This is a genomic window from Staphylococcus caeli (assembly GCF_900097965.1).
Taxonomy (GTDB): Bacteria; Bacillota; Bacilli; order Staphylococcales; family Staphylococcaceae; genus Staphylococcus; species Staphylococcus caeli.
Genome location: NZ_FMPG01000005.1, coordinates 48,614 through 71,252, shown reverse-complemented (window position 1 = coordinate 71,252; position 22,639 = coordinate 48,614). Strand labels below are relative to the sequence as shown.

Sequence of the window (22,639 nt, the reverse complement as noted above, 5' to 3'; positions counted from 1 at the left end):
TTTTCCTCCTTTTTATTTTCCTAAGCAAAATTGACTAAATAATTGATCAATCAATGCATCACTTGCGGACTCTCCGATTATTTCACCTAAAATTTCCCAAGTTCTTGTTAAGTCTATTTGAACCATGTCCATTGGAATACCAGACTCTGCTGCGTCAATGGCATCTTGAATTGTATTTCGTGCTTGTTTCAATAGCGAAATGTGTCGTGAATTAGAAACATAAGTCATATCTTGATTTTGAACATCGCCACCAAAGAATAAATCTCTAATTTGAATTTCTAATTGGTCGATACCTTCTTGTTTCAACATTGATGTTTGAATCAATGGCATATCGCCTATCATTGACTTAACTTCTTCTAAATCAAGTTGCTTTTCTAAATCCATTTTATTCACTATAACAATGGCATCTTCATTCTTTATAACTTCATACAATTTACGGTCTTCTTCTGTTAAACGCTCATTATAATTAAGTACGAATAGAATCAAATCTGCTTCGCCTAAAGCTTTACGAGAACGCTCTACACCAATACGTTCAACAATATCTTCCGTTTCACGTATACCTGCTGTATCCACTAACCTAAGTGGCACACCACGGACATTGACATACTCTTCTAATGTATCTCTTGTTGTCCCTGGAACTTCAGTCACAATGGCTTTGTTATCTTGGATAAGGTTGTTCAACATAGAAGATTTCCCTACGTTAGGCTTCCCAACAATGACGGTAGACAACCCTTCCCTCATAATTTTACCTTGTGTACCTGTATCAAGTAATTTGTTAATGTCAGCTTTTATTTCATTAGATTTTGTTAATAAGACTTCTGTTGTTGCATCTTCAACATCATCGTATTCTGGATAATCTATGTTTACTTCAACTTGTGCAAGGATTTCGAGAATGGACTGACGTTGTCGTTTAATCATATCACTTAAACGACCTTCAATTTGATTCATTGCTACTTTAGATGCACGATCTGTTTTAGAACGAATAAAGTCCATTACCGCTTCAGCTTGAGACAAATCTATACGTCCATTTAAGAAAGCACGCTTCGTATACTCACCTGGTTCTGCCATGCGTGCACCATGCGTCATTGTCAGCTCCAGTATTCTATTTATCGTTAAAATACCACCATGACAATTAATTTCAACAATGTCTTCACGTGTAAAAGTCTTAGGTGCACGTAATACACTAACCATTACCTCTTCTACAACTTCATTTGATTCTGGATCAACAATATGACCGTAGTTAATTGTGTGTGAAGCAACCGCTTCAAGACTTTCTTTTCCCTTATATAATTTATCCGCAATATTCACTGCGTCTACACCAGATAACCTTACAATGCCAATTGCACCTTCACCCATCGGCGTGGAAATACTCGTAATCGTATCTAAATCCATCATCCATCTCGCCTCCTTCTTAAGCTCATTTTTATCATTATAATATTGTAAATAGTTTCCTATTAAAAAGCGAGGATATTGTTTATAATTCCACTAAGTTAGTCTTAGGTTTGTCTAACGTAAGACTTCGGGTAGTGTCATAATCCCTCGCCCTACCCCTACTTTATATACGTTTATTAAAAGCTTTCGCTATTTTCAAAACATGTTCTAAACTTGCTTGTATTTCTAAAGTAGTCATATCTTTTGCAGGTTGCCTAGCGATAACTATAATATCCATCGGTAGTATGTCTGCTTTGTGTACTTTAAAATTTTCACGAATAGCACGCTTAATTCTATTTCTTACAACCGCATTTCCCAATTTTTTAGAAACACTAATACCTAGACGGAAATGTTCTAACTCTGTATTAGCTTGTGTATACACTACAAATTGTCTATTGGCAACTGATTTTCCTTTTTTATAAATAAATTGAAAATCACTATTTTTTTTAATTCGGTAAGCTTTCTCCACCAAACATCACTCACTTATCTCTTCATTCAGAATAGGATACTAATATATATCCGTCTGGTTCATATGATAGGACTATAAAATTTTTATCAAAAAAATTCTATATATCCCTTTATCTGTAACATTATTTTTCTTGAAATGGTAGAAAAATAAACGTTTTTTGGTTATTTTTACTCCACTAAAACCAAAAAAAAGACCACTGATGAGTCAGTGATCTTATGCTGATAGTACTTTACGGCCTTTACGACGACGACGCGCCAACACTTTACGACCATTTTTTGTGCTCATGCGTTTTCTGAAACCATGAACTTTACTATGTTTACGTTTATTTGGTTGATAAGTACGTTTTACCATGCAAAAACACCTCCATCTTTATTCGGTTCTATACTATTATAATAGATAAATTAATATACGTTTCTGCCTTAAGTCTTGATTTAACTGTTATTAATTTCTAGTCATTATTCAAGCAACTACTACAATATAACAAAATCTATTTTATAAAGCAAGTATCAATTTAAGTCGTCTATATTATTATGAAGATACAATTTAAACTATAACGTAAATGATTACTTCTAATGAAGAAACGCATTTTAAATTATATGATATTCATCTCATTAAATGATTTCTGCATAGCAACAGGTCAATCTTTCTATACACTTCATTCATTTTCCATACATTTTTTATAAATTATTTCCCAGACCCACAAACAGACTAAAATTTGATATACTAACAATCGCTTAAAGTTATCCACTTATACACAAGATGTCAGTTGCAATTTGTGGATAATGTTTATATTATACACAGGATTCTACAGGATTTAACAACATATTCACATGTATTTGACAGACGTTCCTGTTAAAAAGTATAATTATGTGGATAAGTTATGTAGATATTGATTAATACAGGGTCTACTTTATTAAATTATATGTCAAAAACCTGTGTATAAATCACAGTAATAGAATAGTTATCCACTAAATGTGTGTAACTTGTGGATAATTATCAACAAGCTGTGATTATTTTTATTTATGCCTGTAGTTTTTGTGTATAACTTTTAAAATTTACGAAAGTTGGAGTTTGTTATATGTCAGAACAAGAGATTTGGGAAAAAGTCCTCATATTAGCTCAAGAGAAAGTAAGTAGTGCTAGCTATCAGACCTTTCTAAAAGATACAAAGTTACATCAATTACAAAGTAATCAAGCCGTAGTCGTAACAGATGATGAGTTTGTTGCAAATTGGTTAAAAATGAATTATGGAGAAATAATTAAAGCAGCACTTTATGAAGCGATTGGTCACGAGATCACACCAGTATTTTATACAGAAAAAGAGCTTGAGAACATACATACGAATGATACTAGTGAGACGCAACAAACTGATCACCAGAATAAGCAATACTCACCTGGTGTCGATGAAGCTGCTATTGGCGGCGAACAGTTCAATACACACAATACCTTTGAAACATTTGTCATTGGACCTGGCAATAGATTTCCGCATGCCGCAAGTCTTGCCGTAGCTGAAGCCCCAGCAAAAGCGTATAATCCCTTATTTATATATGGGGGCGTAGGTTTAGGTAAAACACATCTTATGCACGCAATTGGTCATTATGTTTTAGCAAATAATCCTGATGCCAAAGTGATTTATACGTCTAGTGAAAAGTTCACAAATGAATTTATTAAATCTATTCGTGATAATAAAACAGAACGTTTTAGAGAGAAATACCGTAACATCGATGTTTTGTTAATTGATGATATCCAATTTATACAAAATAAAGAACAAACGCAGGAAGAATTTTTCCACACGTTCAACGAATTACATCAAGCAAACAAACAAATCGTCATTTCAAGTGATAGACCACCAAAAGAGATTGCCAAACTCGAAGATCGTTTACGTTCAAGATTCGAATGGGGCTTGATTGTAGATATTACGCCACCAGATTATGAAACTAGAATGGCAATTCTGCAAAAGAAAATTGAAGAAGAAAACTTAGATATACCAACCGAAGCATTAACTTATATTGCTAATCAGATTCAATCAAATATTCGTGAACTTGAAGGTGCACTGACTCGCGTACTTGCATTTTCAAAATTACAGAGTGAGCCAATTACAACTGAGTTAACTGCTGAAGCACTTAAAGACATTATACAAGCACCAAAATCTAAAAAAATTACGATACAAGATATTCAAAAGATTGTAGGTCAATATTATAGTGTACGCATTGAAGATTTTAGTGCTAAAAAACGTACGAAATCTATTGCCTATCCGCGTCAAATAGCTATGTATCTTTCACGTGAACTTACAGATTTTTCATTACCAAAAATTGGCGAAGAATTTGGAGGGCGTGATCACACGACAGTGATTCATGCGCATGAAAAAATAGTAAAGGATATTCAAAACGATCCTACGTTTAAACAAGAAGTTGAAAATTTAGAAAAAGAAATACGAAATCAATAAAAAAACTGTACTATAACAGATTAGAAAATAGTATATTGAGGAATAACTATATAATTGGGTGAACATGTGAATTGTGGATAATGTGAAGAAGTCATACACACTGTGCACAAGTTATCCACACGCTTGAAATAGTGACAATCATCACTTATATTGAGTTATCCCCTAATCCACAAGCCCTACTACTATTACTACTGTTTTAAAACCTATATAATTTAATATATAAACGACTGGAAGGAGTTTAGTAATGATGGAATTCACAATTAGAAGAGACTATTTTATTACTCAATTAAATGACACACTTAAGGCCATCTCACCAAGAACAACATTACCTATTTTAACGGGTATCAAATTAGAAGTTAAAAGCAACGAAGTTATACTTACAGGTTCAGATTCTGAAATTTCAATTGAGATCACTATACCAAAACAAGTAGATGGTGAAGATATTGTTGATATTGCTGAAACAGGATCGGTTGTACTTCCTGGTCGTTTCTTTGTTGATATCATTAAGAAATTACCTGGCAAAGAAGTAAAACTTTCAACAAATGAACAATTCCAAACATTAATTACATCTGGACATTCTGAATTTAACTTAAGTGGTTTAGACCCAGATCAATATCCGTTATTACCACAAGTTTCTCGTGATGATGCGATTCAATTATCAGTAAAAGTACTTAAAAACGTGATAGCACAAACAAATTTCGCAGTGTCCACCTCAGAAACACGACCAGTACTTACTGGTGTTAACTGGCTTATACAAGATAATGAATTAATATGCACAGCGACTGACTCACACCGCTTGGCTGTAAGAAAAGTGGCATTAGAAGATGAATCAGAAAATAAAAATGTCATCATTCCAGGTAAAGCATTATCTGAATTAAATAAAATTATGTCTGATAGTGAAGAAGACATTGATATCTTCTTTGCTTCAAACCAGGTGCTATTTAAAGTTGGAAATGTAAACTTCATTTCTCGCTTATTAGAAGGTCATTATCCAGATACGTCCCGTTTATTCCCAGAGAATTACGAAATTAAAATAGGTATCGATAACGGTGAATTTTATCATGCGATAGATCGTGCATCATTATTAGCACGTGAGGGTGGTAATAATGTTATTAAATTGAGTACTGGTAATGAGTTAGTTGAATTATCATCTACATCTCCAGAAATTGGTACGGTAAAAGAAGAAGTAAAAGCTAGTAATGTAGACGGTGGTAACTTAAAAATTTCATTCAACTCAAAATATATGATGGATGCACTTAAAGCCATTGATAATGACGAAGTAGAAGTTGAATTTTTCGGAACGATGAAACCATTTATCTTAAAACCGAAAGATGATGACTCTGTTACACAATTAATCTTGCCGATTAGAACGTATTAATCATTTTAAAATTTCAAATTATCTAAAAGAAGCTGAGCAAAGCTATTGTCTCAGCTTCTTTATTTTTCCAAGTTATTAAACTACATCATTGAGTCATGGTTTAATCCATTTATAGCATCAATATAAGTAATTATTACAATATCTAAGGGAAATAGACCAAGAATTAAATATGGGCTTTTAAAATAGCTTAAAATGCAAAATACATATATGAAGCAAAATCAGATTATCATTTTCACCATAAAAAATATTTTTCAAAAATTAGTATTACTTTTGAAGAATTCCCATATAAGCTAGTCATTTTTGGTATAATATTATATAAAGAATAACGTTATAAATAACTTCGAAACTAATTATTAAAAAATAGTTGTTATATGTTAAAAGAAATCGCTTACTAACTGTATTTCACATGAAATTTTCCGCAAAAAAAGGTATAATATATAAGTGAGCTTAAAAGAAATGGAGTGATTGATTTGGTTGAAGAAGTAATCGTTGATGGAGACATTACTTTAGGGCAATTTCTAAAGACAGAAGGTATTATTGAATCTGGTGGGCAAGCGAAATGGTTCTTACAAGATTTTGACGTCATGATTAATGACGAGCGTGAAACGCGTCGTGGTAAAAAATTAAATCACCAAGATCGTATTGTTATCCCAGAAGTCGGTTCATTTTTGATTTTACATCAAGGTGAAGAATGAAATTAAAAACACTCCAGCTAGAGAATTATCGTAATTATGAGTCAATCACCTTAAATTGTCATCCTGATGTCAATATATTGATTGGGGAAAATGCCCAGGGAAAGACGAATTTGTTGGAGTCTATTTATACTTTAGCATTAGCAAAAAGTCATAGAACATCAAACGACAAGGAACTGATACGTTTCGATAGCGACTATGCTAAAATAGAAGGTGACCTTAGTTATAGATATGGTGAAATGCCTTTAACAATGTACATCACTAAAAAAGGCAAGCAAGTTAAAATCAATCACTTAGAACAAAGTAGACTGACACAATATATTGGGCATTTAAATGTTGTGTTGTTTGCACCTGAAGATTTAAATATTGTCAAAGGTTCACCACAGATTAGACGCAGATTTATCGATATGGAATTAGGACAAATCTCAGCAGTCTATTTGAACGATTTGTCACAGTATCAGCGAATTTTAAAACAAAAAAATAATTATTTGAAGCAACTGCAATACGGTCAAAAGACGGATAGTACTATGCTGGAAGTCTTAAATCAGCAATTTGCAGAATATGCGCTCAAAATTACACAGAGACGTGAACATTTTATTAAAGAACTTGAATCACTAGCTAAACCTATTCATTCTGGAATTACAAATGAACGTGAAACATTGTCATTAAAATATTTACCGAGTATCAAATTGGAGAATAATGAAAAAAGTGAGACGGAACGCTTGGAGGAAGTCTTAACTTTGCTCAATGACAATATTGAACGTGAAAAAGATCGGGGCGTATGTTTGTATGGTCCCCACAGAGATGATTTAGGTTTTAATGTGAATGGTATGGACGCTCAGACTTATGGTTCGCAAGGGCAACAGCGAACGACTGCTTTATCCATAAAACTCGCAGAAATTGAGTTGATGAATATCGAAGTAGGCGAGTATCCAATCTTATTGCTAGATGATGTATTAAGTGAATTAGATGATTCGCGTCAATCTCATTTATTGAGCACTATTCAACATAAAGTACAAACATTTGTAACTACGACATCTGTAGACGGAATAGAACATGAAATAATGAAAAATGCTAAACTTTATCGCATTAATCAGGGCGAAATTATAAAGTAACGGAAAGTGAAGGTGGAAACATTGTCAGATGTGAATAACACGGAAGATTATGGCGCTGGACAGATTCAGGTATTAGAAGGTCTTGAAGCGGTACGAAAAAGACCAGGAATGTATATTGGTTCAACTTCAGAGAAAGGTTTGCACCATCTTGTATGGGAAATCGTTGACAATAGTATTGATGAGGCCTTAGCTGGTTATGCAGATACAATCGAAGTTGTGATTGAAAAAGATAATTGGATTAAAGTAACTGATAATGGGCGTGGTATCCCAGTTGGTATTCAAGAAAAAATGGGACGTCCTGCAGTTGAAGTTATCTTAACAGTGCTACATGCTGGTGGTAAATTCGGCGGTGGCGGATATAAAGTATCTGGTGGTCTACACGGTGTAGGTTCTTCAGTTGTTAACGCATTATCTGAAGATCTTGAAGTATATGTTTTTAAAGATCGTCAAGTTTATCATCAAGCTTATAAAAAAGGTGTACCACAGTTTGATTTGAAAGTTGTTGAAGAAACAGAAGATGATAATACAGGTACAGTTATTCGTTTTAAAGCAGATCCAGAGATTTTCACTGAAACAACAACATATCAGTACGAAACATTGCAACAACGTACAAGAGAGCTCGCATTCTTAAATAAAGGTATTTCAATCACGTTGAGAGATGAGCGTGAAGAAGAAGTAAGAGAAGATACATATCACTATGAAGGCGGTATTAAATCTTACGTTGAAATGTTAAATGAAAATAAAGAGCCGTTACATGAAGAGCCAATTTATGTACATCAAACGAAAGACGACATCGAAGTAGAAATTGCATTGCAGTATAACAAAGGTTTTGCGACAAACTTACTGACATATGCAAATAATATCCACACGTATGAAGGTGGTACGCACGAAGAAGGCTTTAAACGTGCATTATCGCGTGTGTTAAACAGTTATGGTATTAGCAGTAAAATTATTAAAGATGAAAAAGAAAGACTTTCAGGTGAAGATACACGTGAAGGTTTGACTGCAATTGTGTCAATTAAACACGGAGATCCACAATTCGAAGGACAAACGAAAACTAAGCTTGGTAACTCTGAGGTACGTCAAGTTGTTGATAAGTTATTCTCCGAGTTATTTGAACGTTTCTTATTAGAGCATCCGCAAGTGGGGCGTATTGTTGTTGAAAAAGGTATTATGGCTTCTCACGCGCGTCTTGCAGCGAAAAAAGCACGTGAAGTAACACGTCGTAAATCAGCATTAGAAATTTCTAGTTTGCCTGGTAAACTTGCCGACTGTTCAAGTAAAGATCCATCGAGAAGTGAGATTTTCATCGTCGAGGGTGACTCTGCCGGTGGGTCTACAAAATCAGGGCGTGACTCAGAAACACAAGCGATTTTGCCATTACGTGGTAAAATTTTGAACGTTGAAAAAGCACGTTTAGATCGTATTTTAAATAATAATGAAATCCGTTCAATGATTACAGCCTTCGGTACAGGTATTGGTGGAGAATTTGACTTAAGTAAAGCACGTTATCATAAGATTATCTTGATGACAGATGCCGATGTCGATGGTGCACATATTAGAACGTTATTGTTAACATTCTTCTATCGCTTTATGAGACCGTTACTAGAAGCAGGATATGTATACATTGCACAGCCACCATTGTTCAAATTGACACAAGGTAAACAAAAGTATTATGTGTTTAACGATCGTGAATTAGATAAACTTAAAGCAGAGTTAGACCCAACACCGAAATGGTCAATTTCACGTTACAAAGGTCTTGGTGAAATGAATGCGGACCAATTGTGGGAAACAACAATGAATCCAGAAAACAGAGCTATGTTGCAAGTATCATTAGAAGATGCGATTGAAGCGGATCAAGTATTTGAAATGCTAATGGGCGATGTTGTAGAAAACCGTAGACAATTTATTGAAGATAATGCAGTCTATGCCAACTTAGATTTCTAATATGATGAACTGAATTTGAAGGAGGATATCTTGATGGCTGAAATACCGGAATCAAGAATTAATGAACGAAATATAACGAATGAAATGCGCGAGTCGTTTTTAGATTACGCGATGAGTGTTATTGTCTCACGTGCTTTACCAGATGTGAGAGATGGTTTGAAACCAGTACATCGACGTATATTATACGGATTACATGAGCAAGGTATGACACCTGACAAGTCATATAAGAAGTCTGCACGTATTGTTGGGGATGTAATGGGTAAATATCACCCACATGGTGACTCATCCATTTATGAAGCAATGGTCAGAATGGCACAAGACTTCAGCTATCGATATCCTTTAATTGATGGTCAAGGTAACTTCGGTTCAATGGATGGCGATGGTGCGGCTGCGATGCGTTATACAGAGGCACGTATGTCTAAAATAACGCTTGAATTACTTAGAGATCTTAATAAAGATACGATTGATTTTATAGACAACTATGATGGTAATGAAAGAGAGCCGTCAGTCTTACCTGCAAGGTTCCCTAACTTATTAGTGAACGGTGCTTCAGGTATCGCAGTAGGTATGGCTACGAATATTCCACCACATAACTTAACAGAAGTTATCAATGGGATATTGAGTTTAAGTTATAATCCAGACATTACTGTTGCTGAATTGATGGAAGACATTCAAGGTCCTGATTTCCCAACGGCAGGTATTATACTTGGTAAGAGTGGTATCCGTCGCGCGTTTGAAACGGGCCGTGGTTCAATTCAAATGCGTTCACGTGCAGAAATAGAGGAACGTGGTGGCGGTCGTCAACGTATCGTTGTTACAGAAGTTCCATATCAAGTAAATAAAGCACGTATGATTGAAAAAATCGCAGAATTAGCACGTGATAAAAAAATTGATGGCATCACTGACTTGCGTGATGAAACAAGTTTACGTACGGGTGTACGTGTTGTTATCGATATTCGTAAAGATGCCAATGCAAGTGTAGTATTAAATAACTTATACAAACAAACACCATTACAAACATCATTTGGTGTGAATATGATCGCTCTAGTTAACGGTAGACCTAAGTTGATTACACTGAAAGATGCATTAGTTGAATACCTAGAGCATCAAAAAGTAGTCGTTAGAAGACGTACTGAATATAACTTGAAAAAAGCACAAGACCGTGCACATATCCTAGAAGGTTTGAGAATTGCACTTGATCATATTGATGAAATCATTAGAATTATCCGTGAATCGGACAATGATAAAGTCGCAATGGCAAGCTTACAAGAGCAATTCAAATTATCTGAGCGTCAAGCACAAGCCATTTTAGATATGCGTCTAAGACGTCTAACAGGATTAGAGCGGGATAAGATAGAATCTGAATATAACGAATTAATCGCTTATATTGAAGAATTGAAAGCTATTCTTGCAGATGATGAAAAATTATTACAAATCGTACGTGACGAACTCATAGACGTACGTGAACGTTATGGTGATGAACGTAAGACGGAAATTCAATTGGGTGGTCTTGATGATATTGAAGATGAAGACTTAATTCCAGAAGAACAAATCGTTATTACATTAAGTCATAATAACTATATTAAACGTTTACCAGTTTCGACATATAGAGCACAACATCGTGGCGGTCGTGGTGTTCAAGGTATGAACACATTGGAAGAAGATTTCGTAAGTCAGCTTGTAACATTGAGTACGCATGATAATGTCCTATTCTTTACGAATAAAGGCCGTGTATATAAACTTAAAGGTTATGAGGTCCCAGAACTCTCACGCCAGTCTAAAGGTATTCCAGTAGTAAATGCTATTGAGTTAGACAATGATGAATCAATCAGTACGATGATTGCTGTTAAAGATTTAGAGAGTGAAGAAGATTACTTAGTCTTTGCAACGAAAAAAGGTCGTGTGAAGCGTTCAGCATTAAGTAATTTCTCACACATTAATAAGAACGGTAAAATTGCAATTAGCTTTAAACAAGATGATGAATTGATTGCAGTACGTCTTACTGATGGAGAAGCAGATATTCTAATTGGTACATCTCATGCGTCACTGATTCGTTTCCATGAAAATTCCTTACGTCCACTTGGTCGTACCGCAGCCGGTGTGAAAGGTATTACACTTAGAGAAGGCGACAAAGTAGTCGGCTTAGATGTGACTAGTACGGAAAGTGATGACGAAATTCTAGTTGTTACTGAAAAAGGTTATGGTAAACGTACACCAGTCAGTGATTACAGATTATCTAATCGTGGCGGTAAAGGTATCAAAACAGCTACCGTTACTGAGCGTAATGGTAATATTGTATGTATCACATCAGTAACAGGTGAAGAAGACTTAATGGTTGTCACGAATTCAGGCGTTATTATCCGTATCGATGTAGAAGATATTTCACAAACTGGTCGTGCCGCACAAGGTGTAAGACTTATCAGATTAGGTGAGAACCAATTTGTTTCCACAGTAGCTAAAGTTAAGGATGAAGAAGAAGATACAGAAGCGACGGTATCTGATTCCAATGACACAGAAGCTATTGAAACAAATGAAAATAAGCAAGCTATAGAAAATAGTGAATCTGTTATTGAAGACGAGACACCAGGTAATGCAATTCATACAGAAGTTGAAGAAACTACAACAGAAGATGATTCACGTAAAGAAGTAAGACAAGACTTTATGGACCGTGTTAACGAAGATATCGAAAATGCAGATTCTGAAGACAATAATGAAGACGAATAAGCTTAATAAGCTATAAATAAAGACCTACCTCATTTGAGGTAGGTCTTATTTGTATCGGTATTTAATTTTCTAAAGTTTTCATGGCGTGTGGAATTTCGCTGATCAGTCTTGATGGTGGCACGACGTACATTTTTTCTGCTAATTGCTCACCAATGAAACTATGTGTATATGTTGCACTTGTTACAGCTTCTTCTATGTCATTAAACTGACCCACAAAGCTTGTAATCATACCGGATAAAGTATCCCCCATGCCACCCGTTGCCATTGCTGGCGTGCCAATAGGTAACTTATAGTCCTTATCTCTGAAATAAAGTTCAGTGCCGTGCATTTTTAAAATAATTGTAGCGCCTAGGCGATCAACAGCTTCACGATTACGTTCATATGTTTGTTCCTCAATTGGAATACCACTTAATCGTTCCCATTCCTTTTGATGTGGTGTGAAAATGACTTTACATGTAGGAATATCTGGTTTCAATTTGCTGAAAATTGTAATGGCATCGCCGTCTACAATAAGTGTTTGGTGTGGTTGAATATTTTGTAATAAAAAAGTAATTGCATTATTACCTTTAAAGTCACAACCTAATCCAGGTCCGATTAAAATACAATCTGTATGTTCAATCATTTTTGTTAACATTTTTGTATCGTTTATATCAATCACCATTGCCTCAGGACAACGTGAGTGTAAAGCAGCATGATTTGTTGGGTGTGTTGCTACCGTTATTAAGCCACTGCCACTATATACACATGCGCGTGCTGCAAGCATGATTGCACCACCTAAGTTGGCATTGCCTCCAATTAAAAGAATTCTCCCATAATCTCCTTTATGTGTTTCATCTTTACGTTTTGGAATGCTTACTGATGATAAAGTTTCCATCTTAAAACCTCCTTTTAAACATTTAGCGTTGTTTTAGTACTTTGTTTTGAAAAAGATGAGCTGTTGCTTAAAATGATAAATGTTAAAGTTGGTCACCTTAATGTTCTATATAATAGAATGTTAAACCATTTTATTTTAAGTTCCCGTTATCTTGTTTTCGTTTTTTAATGATAAATACAATATGAAATATTATACCTGGTTGGAGGATTAGTCAATAGGTAAACGTGTTAATAAAATGTTAATTTTTGAAAACTAATTTTGCATACAGCTTTATCCCATTAAATCAGTAATTTAATACCATATTACGGATATCTTAGAAGCTATTGTTCAATTAAAAATGTAAGCGTATACTCGAATTAATTGAAGTCAATTAACAAGCAGGGAGATGGGAAGATGACATTACAACTTAACGGCGAAAAGCTCACAATTAATCAAATTAAGCAATTTCTTAATCAAGAGGATAAAGTCGAAGTTACAGTGGATGCACTTGAACGTGTCAAAAAGAGTCGTCGAACAGTCGAACAAATTATTGAGAACAAAGAAACGGTTTATGGCATTACAACCGGCTTCGGATTATTTAGTGATGTACGTATAGATGAAGGTGAATATAATCAACTGCAAGTCAATTTAATCCGTTCACATGCATGTGGTGTGGGACGACCATTTTCAGAAGAAGTGGCATTAATTATGATGGTCTTACGTTTGAACACTTTACTTAAAGGTCACTCCGGTGCAACGGTCGCACTTGTTGAACAACTCGTTTATTATATTAATCAACGTATCATTCCAGTTATACCTCAACAAGGTTCATTGGGTGCTTCAGGTGATTTAGCACCACTTTCACATCTAGCATTAGCTCTAATTGGTGAAGGCAATGTATTCTACAAAGGTGAAGAAGTAGATAGTCAATATGTCTTAAATCAATTAAATAGAGAAGCATTGCAACTTCAAGCGAAAGAAGGGCTTGCCTTAATTAACGGTACGCAGGCGATGACTGCCCAAGGTGTAATTAACTATATTGAAGCAGAGAATTTAGGCTATCAAGCAGAATGGATTGCTTCACTGACTCATCAAGCGTTGAATGGTATTACAGATGCATATAATGAAAAAGTACATAAAGCGCGTAATTTCCAAGAGCAAATTGATGTCGCAGCTAGAATGCGTGATTGGCTTGAGGATTCAGAATTAACCACAACGCAAGGTGAAGTCCGTGTACAAGACGCCTATACGTTGCGCTGTATTCCACAAATTCATGGCGCTAGCTTCCAAGTATTTAATTATGTTAAAGAAAAATTAGAATTTGAAATGAATGCTGCCAATGATAACCCATTAATATTTGATGAAGGTGATGAAACGCTAGTCATTTCAGGTGGTAATTTCCATGGGCAACCGATTGCTTTCGCCCTAGATTTCTTAAAGTTAGGCGTTAGTGAGTTAGCTAATGTATCTGAAAGACGTCTAGAACGCTTGGTTAACCCACAGTTAAATAATGGTTTGCCTGCATTTTTAAGTCCACAACCGGGCCTACAAAGTGGTGCAATGATTATGCAATATGCTGCTGCAAGTCTTGTCTCTGAAAATAAAACACTCGCACATCCAGCTAGTGTTGATTCCATACCATCTTCAGCTAATCAAGAAGATCATGTATCGATGGGTACAATTGGGGCGCGACACGGCTATCAAATGATTGAAAATGCACGACGTGTATTAGCTATTGAAACAATTATCGCCCTACAAGCAGTAGAATATAAAGATATTGATAAATTATCACCAAAAACATATGAAAAATATCAAGAACTTCGCCATATCGTACCGTCTATTACGGAAGATCGACAGTTTCATAAAGATATAGAAGCTGTATCACAATATTTACGAGATATTGCTTATTTGGATGAAATATAATTGAGATAAATATAGTCTTGCTTGAAATCAAACATGTAATTTGCTATATTTAAAATAACTTAATTAAGATATTGTTCGTGGGATAAGTAACATTGTGTGTTGATTTCAGAGAGCTTGTGGTTAGTGTGAACAAGTAATCATTACAGTGCGAATCTACCTACTATATGAGAGCAATCGGTGATAACCGTTATTTTAGTGAGAGCGCAGTCTGAATTTTAGACTGTTAAATAGGGTGGCAACGCGTAGACCACGTCCCTTGTACAGGGATGTGGTCTTTTTTGCGTTATTATCCAATAAAAATATAATTATTTGAAAGGATGAATCACATGTTAGACATTAAATTATTCCGTAATGACCCAGAGTTCCTCAAAGAAAAAATAGCGAAGCGTGGTATGGATTCAAACGTTGTAGATGAAGTGTTAGAGTTAGATGAACAACGTCGTCAACTTATTAGCAAAGCTGAAGAAATGAAAGCAGAGCGTAATAAAGTAAGTGGTGAAATTGCTCAGAAGAAACGTAACAAAGAAGATGCAGACGATGCGATCGCAGCGATGCGTAGCCTTGGCGATGAAATTAAAGTATTAGATGACACATTAAATCAAGTGGATGTGTCACTGAATGATAAATTGTCTCGCATTCCAAATATTATTCATGAAGATGTACCTGAAGGTGCGACAGATGAAGATAATGTTGAAGTAAAACGTTGGGGTACACCAAGAACATTTGAATTTGAAGATAAAGCACATTGGGATATCGTTGAAGATCTTAAAATGGTTGATTTTGAACGTGCAGCGAAAGTATCTGGTGCAAGATTCGTATTCTTAACTGGTGAAGGCGCACAATTAGAAAGAGCACTAATGAACTATATGATTACCAAACATACAACACAACATGGCTATACTGAAATGATGGTACCTCAATTAGTCAATGCGGATTCAATGTACGGTACGGGACAATTACCTAAATTTGAAGAAGACTTATTCAAAGTTGAAAAAGAAGGTTTATACACAATTCCTACAGCAGAAGTACCTTTAACAAATTATTACCGTAATGAAATTATCGCACCGGATGTCTTACCAGCGAAGTTCACTGCACAGTCAGCATGTTATCGTAGTGAAGCGGGTTCAGCCGGTCGTGATACGAGAGGTCTTATCCGCTTACACCAATTCGATAAAGTAGAGATGGTACGTATTGAGAAACCTGAAGATTCTTGGCAAGCGCTTGAAGATATGACTGAGCATGCAGAAGCAATATTAGAAGAGCTTGGTTTACCGTATCGTCGTGTTATTTTATGTACAGGAGATATTGGATTTGGTTCAAGTAAAACGTATGATTTAGAAGTTTGGTTACCAAGCTATAATGATTATAAAGAAATTAGCTCTTGTTCAAATATTACAGATTTCCAAGCACGTCGTTCAAATATTCGCTTTAAACGTGATAAAAATGCAAAACCAGAACTTGCGCATACTTTAAATGGTAGTGGACTAGCAGTAGGTCGTACGTTTGCTGCTATTGTTGAGAACTATCAAAATGAAGATGGCTCAGTAACAATACCAGAAGCATTAGTTCCATTTATGGGTGGTAAAACAGTTATACGTCCAACTAAATAACAACTAAAATACTATATTAACAACGCGTAGAGACGTTTGCTTTCTACGCGTTTTTTGATGTCTTGGGGGAGGGTAGGGGAGGTGTAAATCTTTGGATATTAATCTCAATTGATATTAAAAAAATCTATAAAATTTAAGGATTGTCTAAATTAATGTTAAAAAATTCTGAAACTTATAAACACTGTTATACAAATGTTTTTAAACTACTGTAAGTCTAACCTCAGACAAACGTTTGTCTGACTATATTGATTATTTTGTACGCCTTATATTAGAATTAATCTACTATTTTATTAAAAGAACAGGAAGGGTGAGCATATGGAAAATGAGGCACATGTGACTTTTAAACAAGGTGTCAAAGCGTGTATTCCCACGTTATTAGGGTACGCAGGTGTTGGTTTATCATTTGGAATTGTTGCCGTTGCCTCGGGCTTTAGTTTATTAGAAATCATCTTGTTATGCTTACTCGTGTATGCAGGTGCAGCACAATTTATTATTTGTGCACTTGTCATTGCGGGAACACCTATTTCTGCAATTGTACTTACTGCCTTTATAGTGAATTCAAGAATGTTTCTTTTAAGTATGACACTGGCGCCGAGTTATAAGTCTTATAGTTTGCTAAACAGGGTAGGATTAGCAACGCTTGTGACAGATGAAACATTTGGAGTTGCTGTAACACCTCACTTAAAAGGGGAAAAGATAAATGATCGATGGTTGCACGGTTTAAATATAACAGCATATTTATTCTGGACATTTGCCTGTATCGTAGGAGCGATTTTTGGAAAATATATACATAACCCAGATGCTTTAGGATTAGATTTTGCCATTACTGCAATGTTTATATTTCTTGCAATTTCTCAGTTTGAATCAATTAAGCGTTCGAAGTTTAAAATATATGTCGTGCTTATCGTTTGTGTCATCGTAATGATGTTACTACTGAGTTTATTTATGCCATCTTATTTGGCGATTATTATAGCATCGACATTGACGGCGATACTTGGGGTGGTGATGGACCAATGACAACAACAATACATATGCTGACGATTATAATTTTATGTGGAATTGTAACGTGGCTAACGCGTATCATACCGTTTGTGATGATTTCAAAAGTGCAATTATCAGAACGAGTTATCAAATGGCTATCGTTTATTCCAATTACGCTATTCACAGCTTTAATCATTGACGGCATCATTATTCAAGAAGAGGGTATGATGGGTTATCGCATCAATATTCCATTTTTAGTTACTATGCTTCCGACGATTGTAATTGCCGTGATATCACGCAGCCTAACGGTGACTATTGTAAGTGGTATTATTATCATGGCTACACTGAGATGGATTTTCTAAAGGATGACATTGATGAAATAAAATGTATCCGCTAGAATAAAAATAATTAGAAAATTATGATATTTCAGATATTTGTGCAGGTCTAAGTTCAACATTAATTAAGTAAGGAGGGGAAGCATGACAAATTATACCGTGGATACTTTAGAACTGGGATCGTTTACGACAGAATCCGGAGAGTATATTTCCAATTTGAAATTAAGATATGAACACGTAGGTTTAAAAGGGCAGCCACTGGTCGTCGTATGTCACGCTTTAACAGGCAATCATTTAACATATGGTACAGACGAACAACCAGGTTGGTGGAGAGAGATTATTGATGGTGGTTATATGCCAATTCATGATTATCAATTTTTAACATTTAATGTCATCGGTAGCCCTTATGGTTCGAGTTCGGCACTAAATGATAAAGACTTCCCCAAATCACTAACATTAAGAGATATTGTGCGTGCTATAGAATTAGGCATTGAAACGCTTGGCTTTGAACGGATTCATATTCTTATCGGGGGATCACTTGGTGGCATGCAAACATTAGAAATCTTATATAATCGGAAATTTGAGGTTGATAAGGCAGTTATTCTTGCTGCTACAGATAAGACGTCCTCATACAGTCGAGCTTTTAATGAAATTGCAAGACAAGCGATTCAATTAGATTACAATGAAGGCATGAGTATCGCGAGACAGCTAGGTTTTTTAACTTATCGGTCGTCTAAAAGTTATGATAAGCGTTTTTCACCTGACCAAGTCGTCGCTTATCAGAAACATCAGGGTAACAAATTTATGAAGTATTTTGATGCGTCATGTTATTTAACACTGCTGGACGTCTTAGATAGTCACGATATTGATAGAGGTCGTGATGATGTAGATGACGTATTTAAAAGTTTAGATACGAAAGTCATGACGTTAGGTTTTACTGATGACTTACTATATCCAGATGACCTTGTACGTGCTGTAGGCAGAAGATTTAAATATCATAAACACTTTTTTGTGCCAGATAATGTGGGGCATGATGGTTTCTTGCTTAATTTTAATGATTGGGCACCTAATTTATATCACTTTTTAAAAGTTTATAAGACAAAGCGGAAATAAAAAACAGATAAATTGTTGTAAGGATGATTGCTTGATGAATCTGACTCATAATTTTGAGTTTAGGCAATAAGCAATTGTCCTGTTTATTTTGAAAAATAAGATGCTTTTAAAGCATTTAATTAAATAGTTACTCTGTGAAGTGGTTGCTCAAAAATTTTGAAATTGAAGTTTTATGAGAATGGTTGCCAATAATTGTATAAAAGGTTTAAAGAGGTTAAAATAGAAGACATAGTCAAAAATAGTATAGGAGTGGCGAATTTGTTTTCTAAAATATCACCTAAAGCAACTGTGCTTAGTATTGTTACGCTAATCGTAGTCGCTTTAGCATTACATATATTACCACCATTCGGCATAGTGTTGAGTGTGTTTGCGACAATTCCTGGCATTATCTTATGGCATAAATCTATGGAATCGTTCGCAGTGACAGTAGTCGCGACAGTTGTATTAACAACGTTATTGGGTAATATATTTGTATTAAGTATGATGGTCCTCATACTATTAGTAAGTTTCGTAGTAGGCCAATTATTAAAAGAACGTACTTCAAAAGAACGTATTCTGTATATCACAACTACATATGTAAGTATGGTGTCATTAATTGCATTTATGGGATTGCAAACATTTGATAAAATTCCAAGTTCTGCAGCATTAATGAAACCAATTAAAGATCAAATGCACGATGTTATCTCTGGCGCATCAGTTCGCAATGATTATAAGCAAATGCTTGAAGAAGGTTTCCGCCAAATATCAGTGCAGTTACCTAGTTATGTAATTATTACAGTATTTCTACTTATTTTAATCAATTTAATTGTTACTTTCCCAATTCTACGTAAATTTAAAATTGCTACACCCATATTTAAACCACTGTACGCATGGCAAATGAGTCGTTCGTTATTATGGATGTACATCATTGTCTTGTTCTGTGTTATGTTTACGAGTCAACCGAGTACTTTTCAAAGTATCGTTTTAAATTTCGAAATTATGTTATCATTGTGTATGTATATTCAGGGGTTAAGTGTGATTCACTTTTTCGGAAAGGCAAAATCGATGCCACTCGCGCTTACCGTGTTACTAATGGTTATAGGGACAATATTAATGCCATTGACACATATTGTAAGCCTCCTGGGTGTGATAGACTTATGTTTTAACTTAAAAAACATCATTAAAAAATGATTTGAGGTGGAAAAATGAACCGTCAATCCACTAAAAAAGCGTTGATTTTACCATTTGTTATTATGGCGCTTACAGCAATTGCACTTGTAGTAGTTTGGTTTGTTTTTAACCAGCTCGTAGCAGGCATCGCAACAATTGTGTTAGTGATTATTATTATAGGGACAGCTTTTATGGTAAGGCAGGCTTTACAGAAATTAGACAGCTATGTTGATAATTTAAGTGGACATATCTCTCAAGGTAGCAATATTGCAATTAAAAATCTGCCAATTGGGATGATTATCCTCGATGAAAATGAAAACATAGAGTGGATGAACAAATTTATGTCGGAACGATTAAATCGCAATGTGATTTCCGATCCGGTAAACGAAGTATATCCTAACATCTTAAAACAATTAGAAAAAACACAAGAAATAGAAATACAAGAAAATGAATACTATTATCGCGTACGTTATTCAGAAAAAGAACACGTACTCTATTTCTTCGATATTACTGAAGAAATACATACGAACGAATTGTATGAATCATCAAAACCGATTATTGCCACGTTATTCTTAGATAACTATGATGAAATTACGCAAAACATGAATGATACGCAAAAATCAGAAATTAATTCAATGGTAACGCGTGTTATCAGTAGATGGGCGAGCGAACATAACATTTACTTCAAACGTTATAGTTCCGACCAATTTGTAGCTTATTTAAATCAAAATATTTTAAATGAAATAGAAGCAACAAACTTTAGTATTTTAAGTCAACTTCGTGAGAAAAGTGTGGGTTATCGCGCACAATTAACATTGAGTATTGGTGTGGGTGAAGGATCTGAAAATCTCATCGATCTTGGTGAGCTATCGCAATCCGGCCTAGATTTAGCACTCGGTCGTGGTGGTGACCAAGTAGCGATTAAACACATGAACGGTAATGTACGTTTCTATGGCGGTAAGACTGACCCGATGGAAAAACGTACACGTGTAAGAGCACGTGTTATCTCTCACGCGCTTAAAGATATTTTAATGGAAGGCGACAAAGTCATTATCATGGGACATAAACGCCCAGACTTGGATGCGATAGGCGCTGCAATTGGTGTGTCTCGTTTTGCTATGATGAATAATTTAGATGCTTACATCGTCTTAAACGACTCTGATATCGATCCAACGCTTCGCCGTGTTATGGATGCCGTAAATGAAAAACCTGAGCTGAAAGAACGCTTTATCACATCAGATGAAGCTTGGGATATTATGACATCTAAGACAACACTAGTCGTTGTAGATACGCATAAACCTGAGATGGTTATCGATGAAAATATTTTAAATAAAGCGAATCGTAAAGTGGTAATTGATCACCATAGACGTGGAGAAAGTTTCATTTCGAGTCCTTTACTTGTCTATATGGAACCATACGCAAGCTCTACCGCAGAATTAGTGACAGAGTTATTAGAATACCAACCAACAGAACAACGTCTGACTCGATTAGAATCAACGGTAATGTTTGCTGGTATTATTGTCGATACACGTAACTTCACATTGCGTACAGGATCAAGAACCTTTGATGCTGCAAGTTATTTACGTGCGCACGGTGCAGATACGATATTGACACAACATTTCTTAAAAGATGACCTTGATACGTATATCAATCGTACAGAATTGATTCAAACAGTGAAACTTCAAGGAAATGGTGTGGCGATTGCTCATGGTAAAGACGATAAAATTTACCATCCTGTTACAGTTGCACAAGCAGCGGATGAACTGTTAAGTTTAGATGGTGTAGAAGCTTCTTATGTCGTAGCAAGAAGAGAAGATAATGTGGTAGGTATGTCTGCCCGCTCACTTGGTGCAGTCAACGTTCAATTGACGATGGAAGCACTTGGTGGTGGTGGTCATTTAACAAATGCAGCCACACAATTAAAAGGCGTCACAGTCGATGAAGCAATCGAACAATTACAACAAGCTATAACAGAACAAATGAGTAGGAGTGAAAATGCATGAAAGTAATATTCACACAAGATGTTAAAGGTAAAGGTAAAAAAGGCGAAGTTAAAGACGTGCCAGTAGGTTACGCAAATAACTTTTTATTAAAGAAAAATATGGCAGTTGAAGCAACGCCAGGTAATTTAAAACAATTAGAACAAAGAAATAAAGCGATTGAAGCAGAACGTCAACAAGAAATTGAAGATGCTAAAAAATTAAAAGCACAATTAAGCGAAATTGAAGTTGAAGTATCTGCGAAAACAGGTGAAGGCGGTAAGTTGTTTGGTTCAGTAAGTACAAAACAAATCACACAAGCTTTACAAGACCAACACAATATTAAAATCGATAAACGTAAAATGGACTTACCAAATGGTATCCATGCATTAGGTTATACGAATGTACCAGTCAAATTAGACAAAGAAGTTGAAGGTACGATTCGTGTGCACACAGTGGAACAATAATAACGGATTGAGATATGAGGTGTAATC

General features: G+C 35.3%; 18 protein-coding genes and 1 other annotated feature. Of the genes, 14 read left to right on the top strand and 4 right to left on the bottom strand.

The features are described from left to right. Nucleotides 1-12: 12 nt before the first annotated feature. The 3 genes from mnmE to rpmH form a co-directional block, all read right to left on the bottom strand. Nucleotides 13-1,392, bottom strand: a complete 1,380-nt coding sequence (gene mnmE, locus BJS11_RS07500) for a tRNA uridine-5-carboxymethylaminomethyl(34) synthesis GTPase MnmE (RefSeq protein WP_142351575.1) — start codon at nucleotides 1,390-1,392, stop codon at nucleotides 13-15. A gap of 163 nt (nucleotides 1,393-1,555) precedes the next feature. Beyond that, nucleotides 1,556-1,900, bottom strand: coding sequence for a ribonuclease P protein component (gene rnpA, locus BJS11_RS07495; protein ID WP_069995353.1), 345 nt, complete (start codon nucleotides 1,898-1,900; stop codon nucleotides 1,556-1,558). Between the two features lie 213 nt (nucleotides 1,901-2,113). Further along, nucleotides 2,114-2,251, bottom strand: coding sequence for a 50S ribosomal protein L34 (rpmH, locus tag BJS11_RS07490; RefSeq protein WP_000240855.1), 138 nt, complete (start codon nucleotides 2,249-2,251; stop codon nucleotides 2,114-2,116). A 727-nt stretch (nucleotides 2,252-2,978) separates the two neighbouring features. Here rpmH and dnaA point away from each other — a divergent pair. The 6 genes from dnaA to gyrA all read left to right on the top strand — a co-directional run bounded on the left by dnaA (nucleotide 2,979) and on the right by gyrA (nucleotide 12,202). Further along, nucleotides 2,979-4,346, top strand: a complete 1,368-nt coding sequence (gene dnaA, locus BJS11_RS07485; protein WP_069995352.1) for a chromosomal replication initiator protein DnaA — start codon at nucleotides 2,979-2,981, stop codon at nucleotides 4,344-4,346. A 244-nt stretch (nucleotides 4,347-4,590) separates the two neighbouring features. Further along, nucleotides 4,591-5,724 (top strand): DNA polymerase III subunit beta, encoded by a 1,134-nt coding sequence (gene dnaN / locus BJS11_RS07480; RefSeq protein ID WP_081333080.1) that lies wholly within the window; start codon nucleotides 4,591-4,593, stop codon nucleotides 5,722-5,724. A gap of 461 nt (nucleotides 5,725-6,185) precedes the next feature. Beyond that, entirely contained in the window at nucleotides 6,186-6,419 is a 234-nt protein-coding gene (gene yaaA / locus BJS11_RS07475) for a S4 domain-containing protein YaaA (protein ID WP_178794599.1), read from the top strand. Further along, entirely contained in the window at nucleotides 6,416-7,531 is a 1,116-nt protein-coding gene (recF, locus tag BJS11_RS07470) for a DNA replication/repair protein RecF (RefSeq protein WP_069995349.1), read from the top strand. The genes yaaA and recF overlap by 4 nt, the downstream gene beginning before the upstream one ends. A gap of 12 nt (nucleotides 7,532-7,543) precedes the next feature. Then, nucleotides 7,544-9,478 carry a DNA topoisomerase (ATP-hydrolyzing) subunit B gene (gyrB, locus tag BJS11_RS07465; RefSeq protein ID WP_374699929.1) on the top strand — a complete coding sequence of 645 codons (1,935 nt, stop codon included), beginning with the start codon at nucleotides 7,544-7,546 and terminating at the stop codon, nucleotides 9,476-9,478. A 33-nt stretch (nucleotides 9,479-9,511) separates the two neighbouring features. Continuing rightward, nucleotides 9,512-12,202, top strand: a complete 2,691-nt coding sequence (gene gyrA, locus BJS11_RS07460; RefSeq protein ID WP_069995347.1) for a DNA gyrase subunit A — start codon at nucleotides 9,512-9,514, stop codon at nucleotides 12,200-12,202. Nucleotides 12,203-12,263: 61 nt separating this feature from the next. On the opposite strand, the gene BJS11_RS07455 is transcribed toward gyrA, so the two are convergent. Next, nucleotides 12,264-13,076 (bottom strand): NAD(P)H-hydrate dehydratase, encoded by an 813-nt coding sequence (locus tag BJS11_RS07455; RefSeq protein ID WP_069995346.1) that lies wholly within the window; start codon nucleotides 13,074-13,076, stop codon nucleotides 12,264-12,266. Nucleotides 13,077-13,469: 393 nt separating this feature from the next. On the opposite strand from BJS11_RS07455, the gene hutH reads away from it, so the two are divergent. From hutH to rplI, 8 genes are all read left to right on the top strand, one after another. Next, nucleotides 13,470-14,978, top strand: coding sequence for a histidine ammonia-lyase (gene hutH, locus BJS11_RS07450; RefSeq protein WP_069995345.1), 1,509 nt, complete (start codon nucleotides 13,470-13,472; stop codon nucleotides 14,976-14,978). Nucleotides 14,979-15,044: 66 nt separating this feature from the next. Further along, nucleotides 15,045-15,238, top strand: a binding site (T-box leader). 66 nt (nucleotides 15,239-15,304) lie between these two features. Next, nucleotides 15,305-16,588, top strand: coding sequence for a serine--tRNA ligase (serS, locus tag BJS11_RS07445; protein WP_069995344.1), 1,284 nt, complete (start codon nucleotides 15,305-15,307; stop codon nucleotides 16,586-16,588). Nucleotides 16,589-16,903: 315 nt separating this feature from the next. Continuing rightward, nucleotides 16,904-17,605: an AzlC family ABC transporter permease gene (locus BJS11_RS07440; RefSeq protein ID WP_069995343.1), complete on the top strand. Its 702-nt coding sequence runs from the start codon at nucleotides 16,904-16,906 to the stop codon at nucleotides 17,603-17,605. Beyond that, nucleotides 17,602-17,931, top strand: coding sequence for a branched-chain amino acid transport AzlD family protein (locus tag BJS11_RS07435; RefSeq protein WP_069995342.1), 330 nt, complete (start codon nucleotides 17,602-17,604; stop codon nucleotides 17,929-17,931). The genes BJS11_RS07440 and BJS11_RS07435 overlap by 4 nt, the downstream gene beginning before the upstream one ends. A 117-nt stretch (nucleotides 17,932-18,048) precedes the next feature. After that, nucleotides 18,049-19,017 (top strand): homoserine O-acetyltransferase MetX, encoded by a 969-nt coding sequence (metX, locus tag BJS11_RS07430; RefSeq protein WP_069995341.1) that lies wholly within the window; start codon nucleotides 18,049-18,051, stop codon nucleotides 19,015-19,017. 243 nt (nucleotides 19,018-19,260) lie between these two features. Further along, complete coding sequence (locus BJS11_RS07425) at nucleotides 19,261-20,187, top strand: YybS family protein (RefSeq protein ID WP_180365214.1); 927 nt, start codon at nucleotides 19,261-19,263, stop codon at nucleotides 20,185-20,187. Between the two features lie 14 nt (nucleotides 20,188-20,201). After that, nucleotides 20,202-22,169, top strand: a complete 1,968-nt coding sequence (locus tag BJS11_RS07420; protein WP_069995339.1) for a DHH family phosphoesterase — start codon at nucleotides 20,202-20,204, stop codon at nucleotides 22,167-22,169. Next, nucleotides 22,166-22,612 carry a 50S ribosomal protein L9 gene (gene rplI, locus BJS11_RS07415; protein WP_069995338.1) on the top strand — a complete coding sequence of 149 codons (447 nt, stop codon included), beginning with the start codon at nucleotides 22,166-22,168 and terminating at the stop codon, nucleotides 22,610-22,612. Before BJS11_RS07420 ends, rplI begins: the two co-directional genes overlap by 4 nt. Nucleotides 22,613-22,639: the final 27 nt, after the last annotated feature.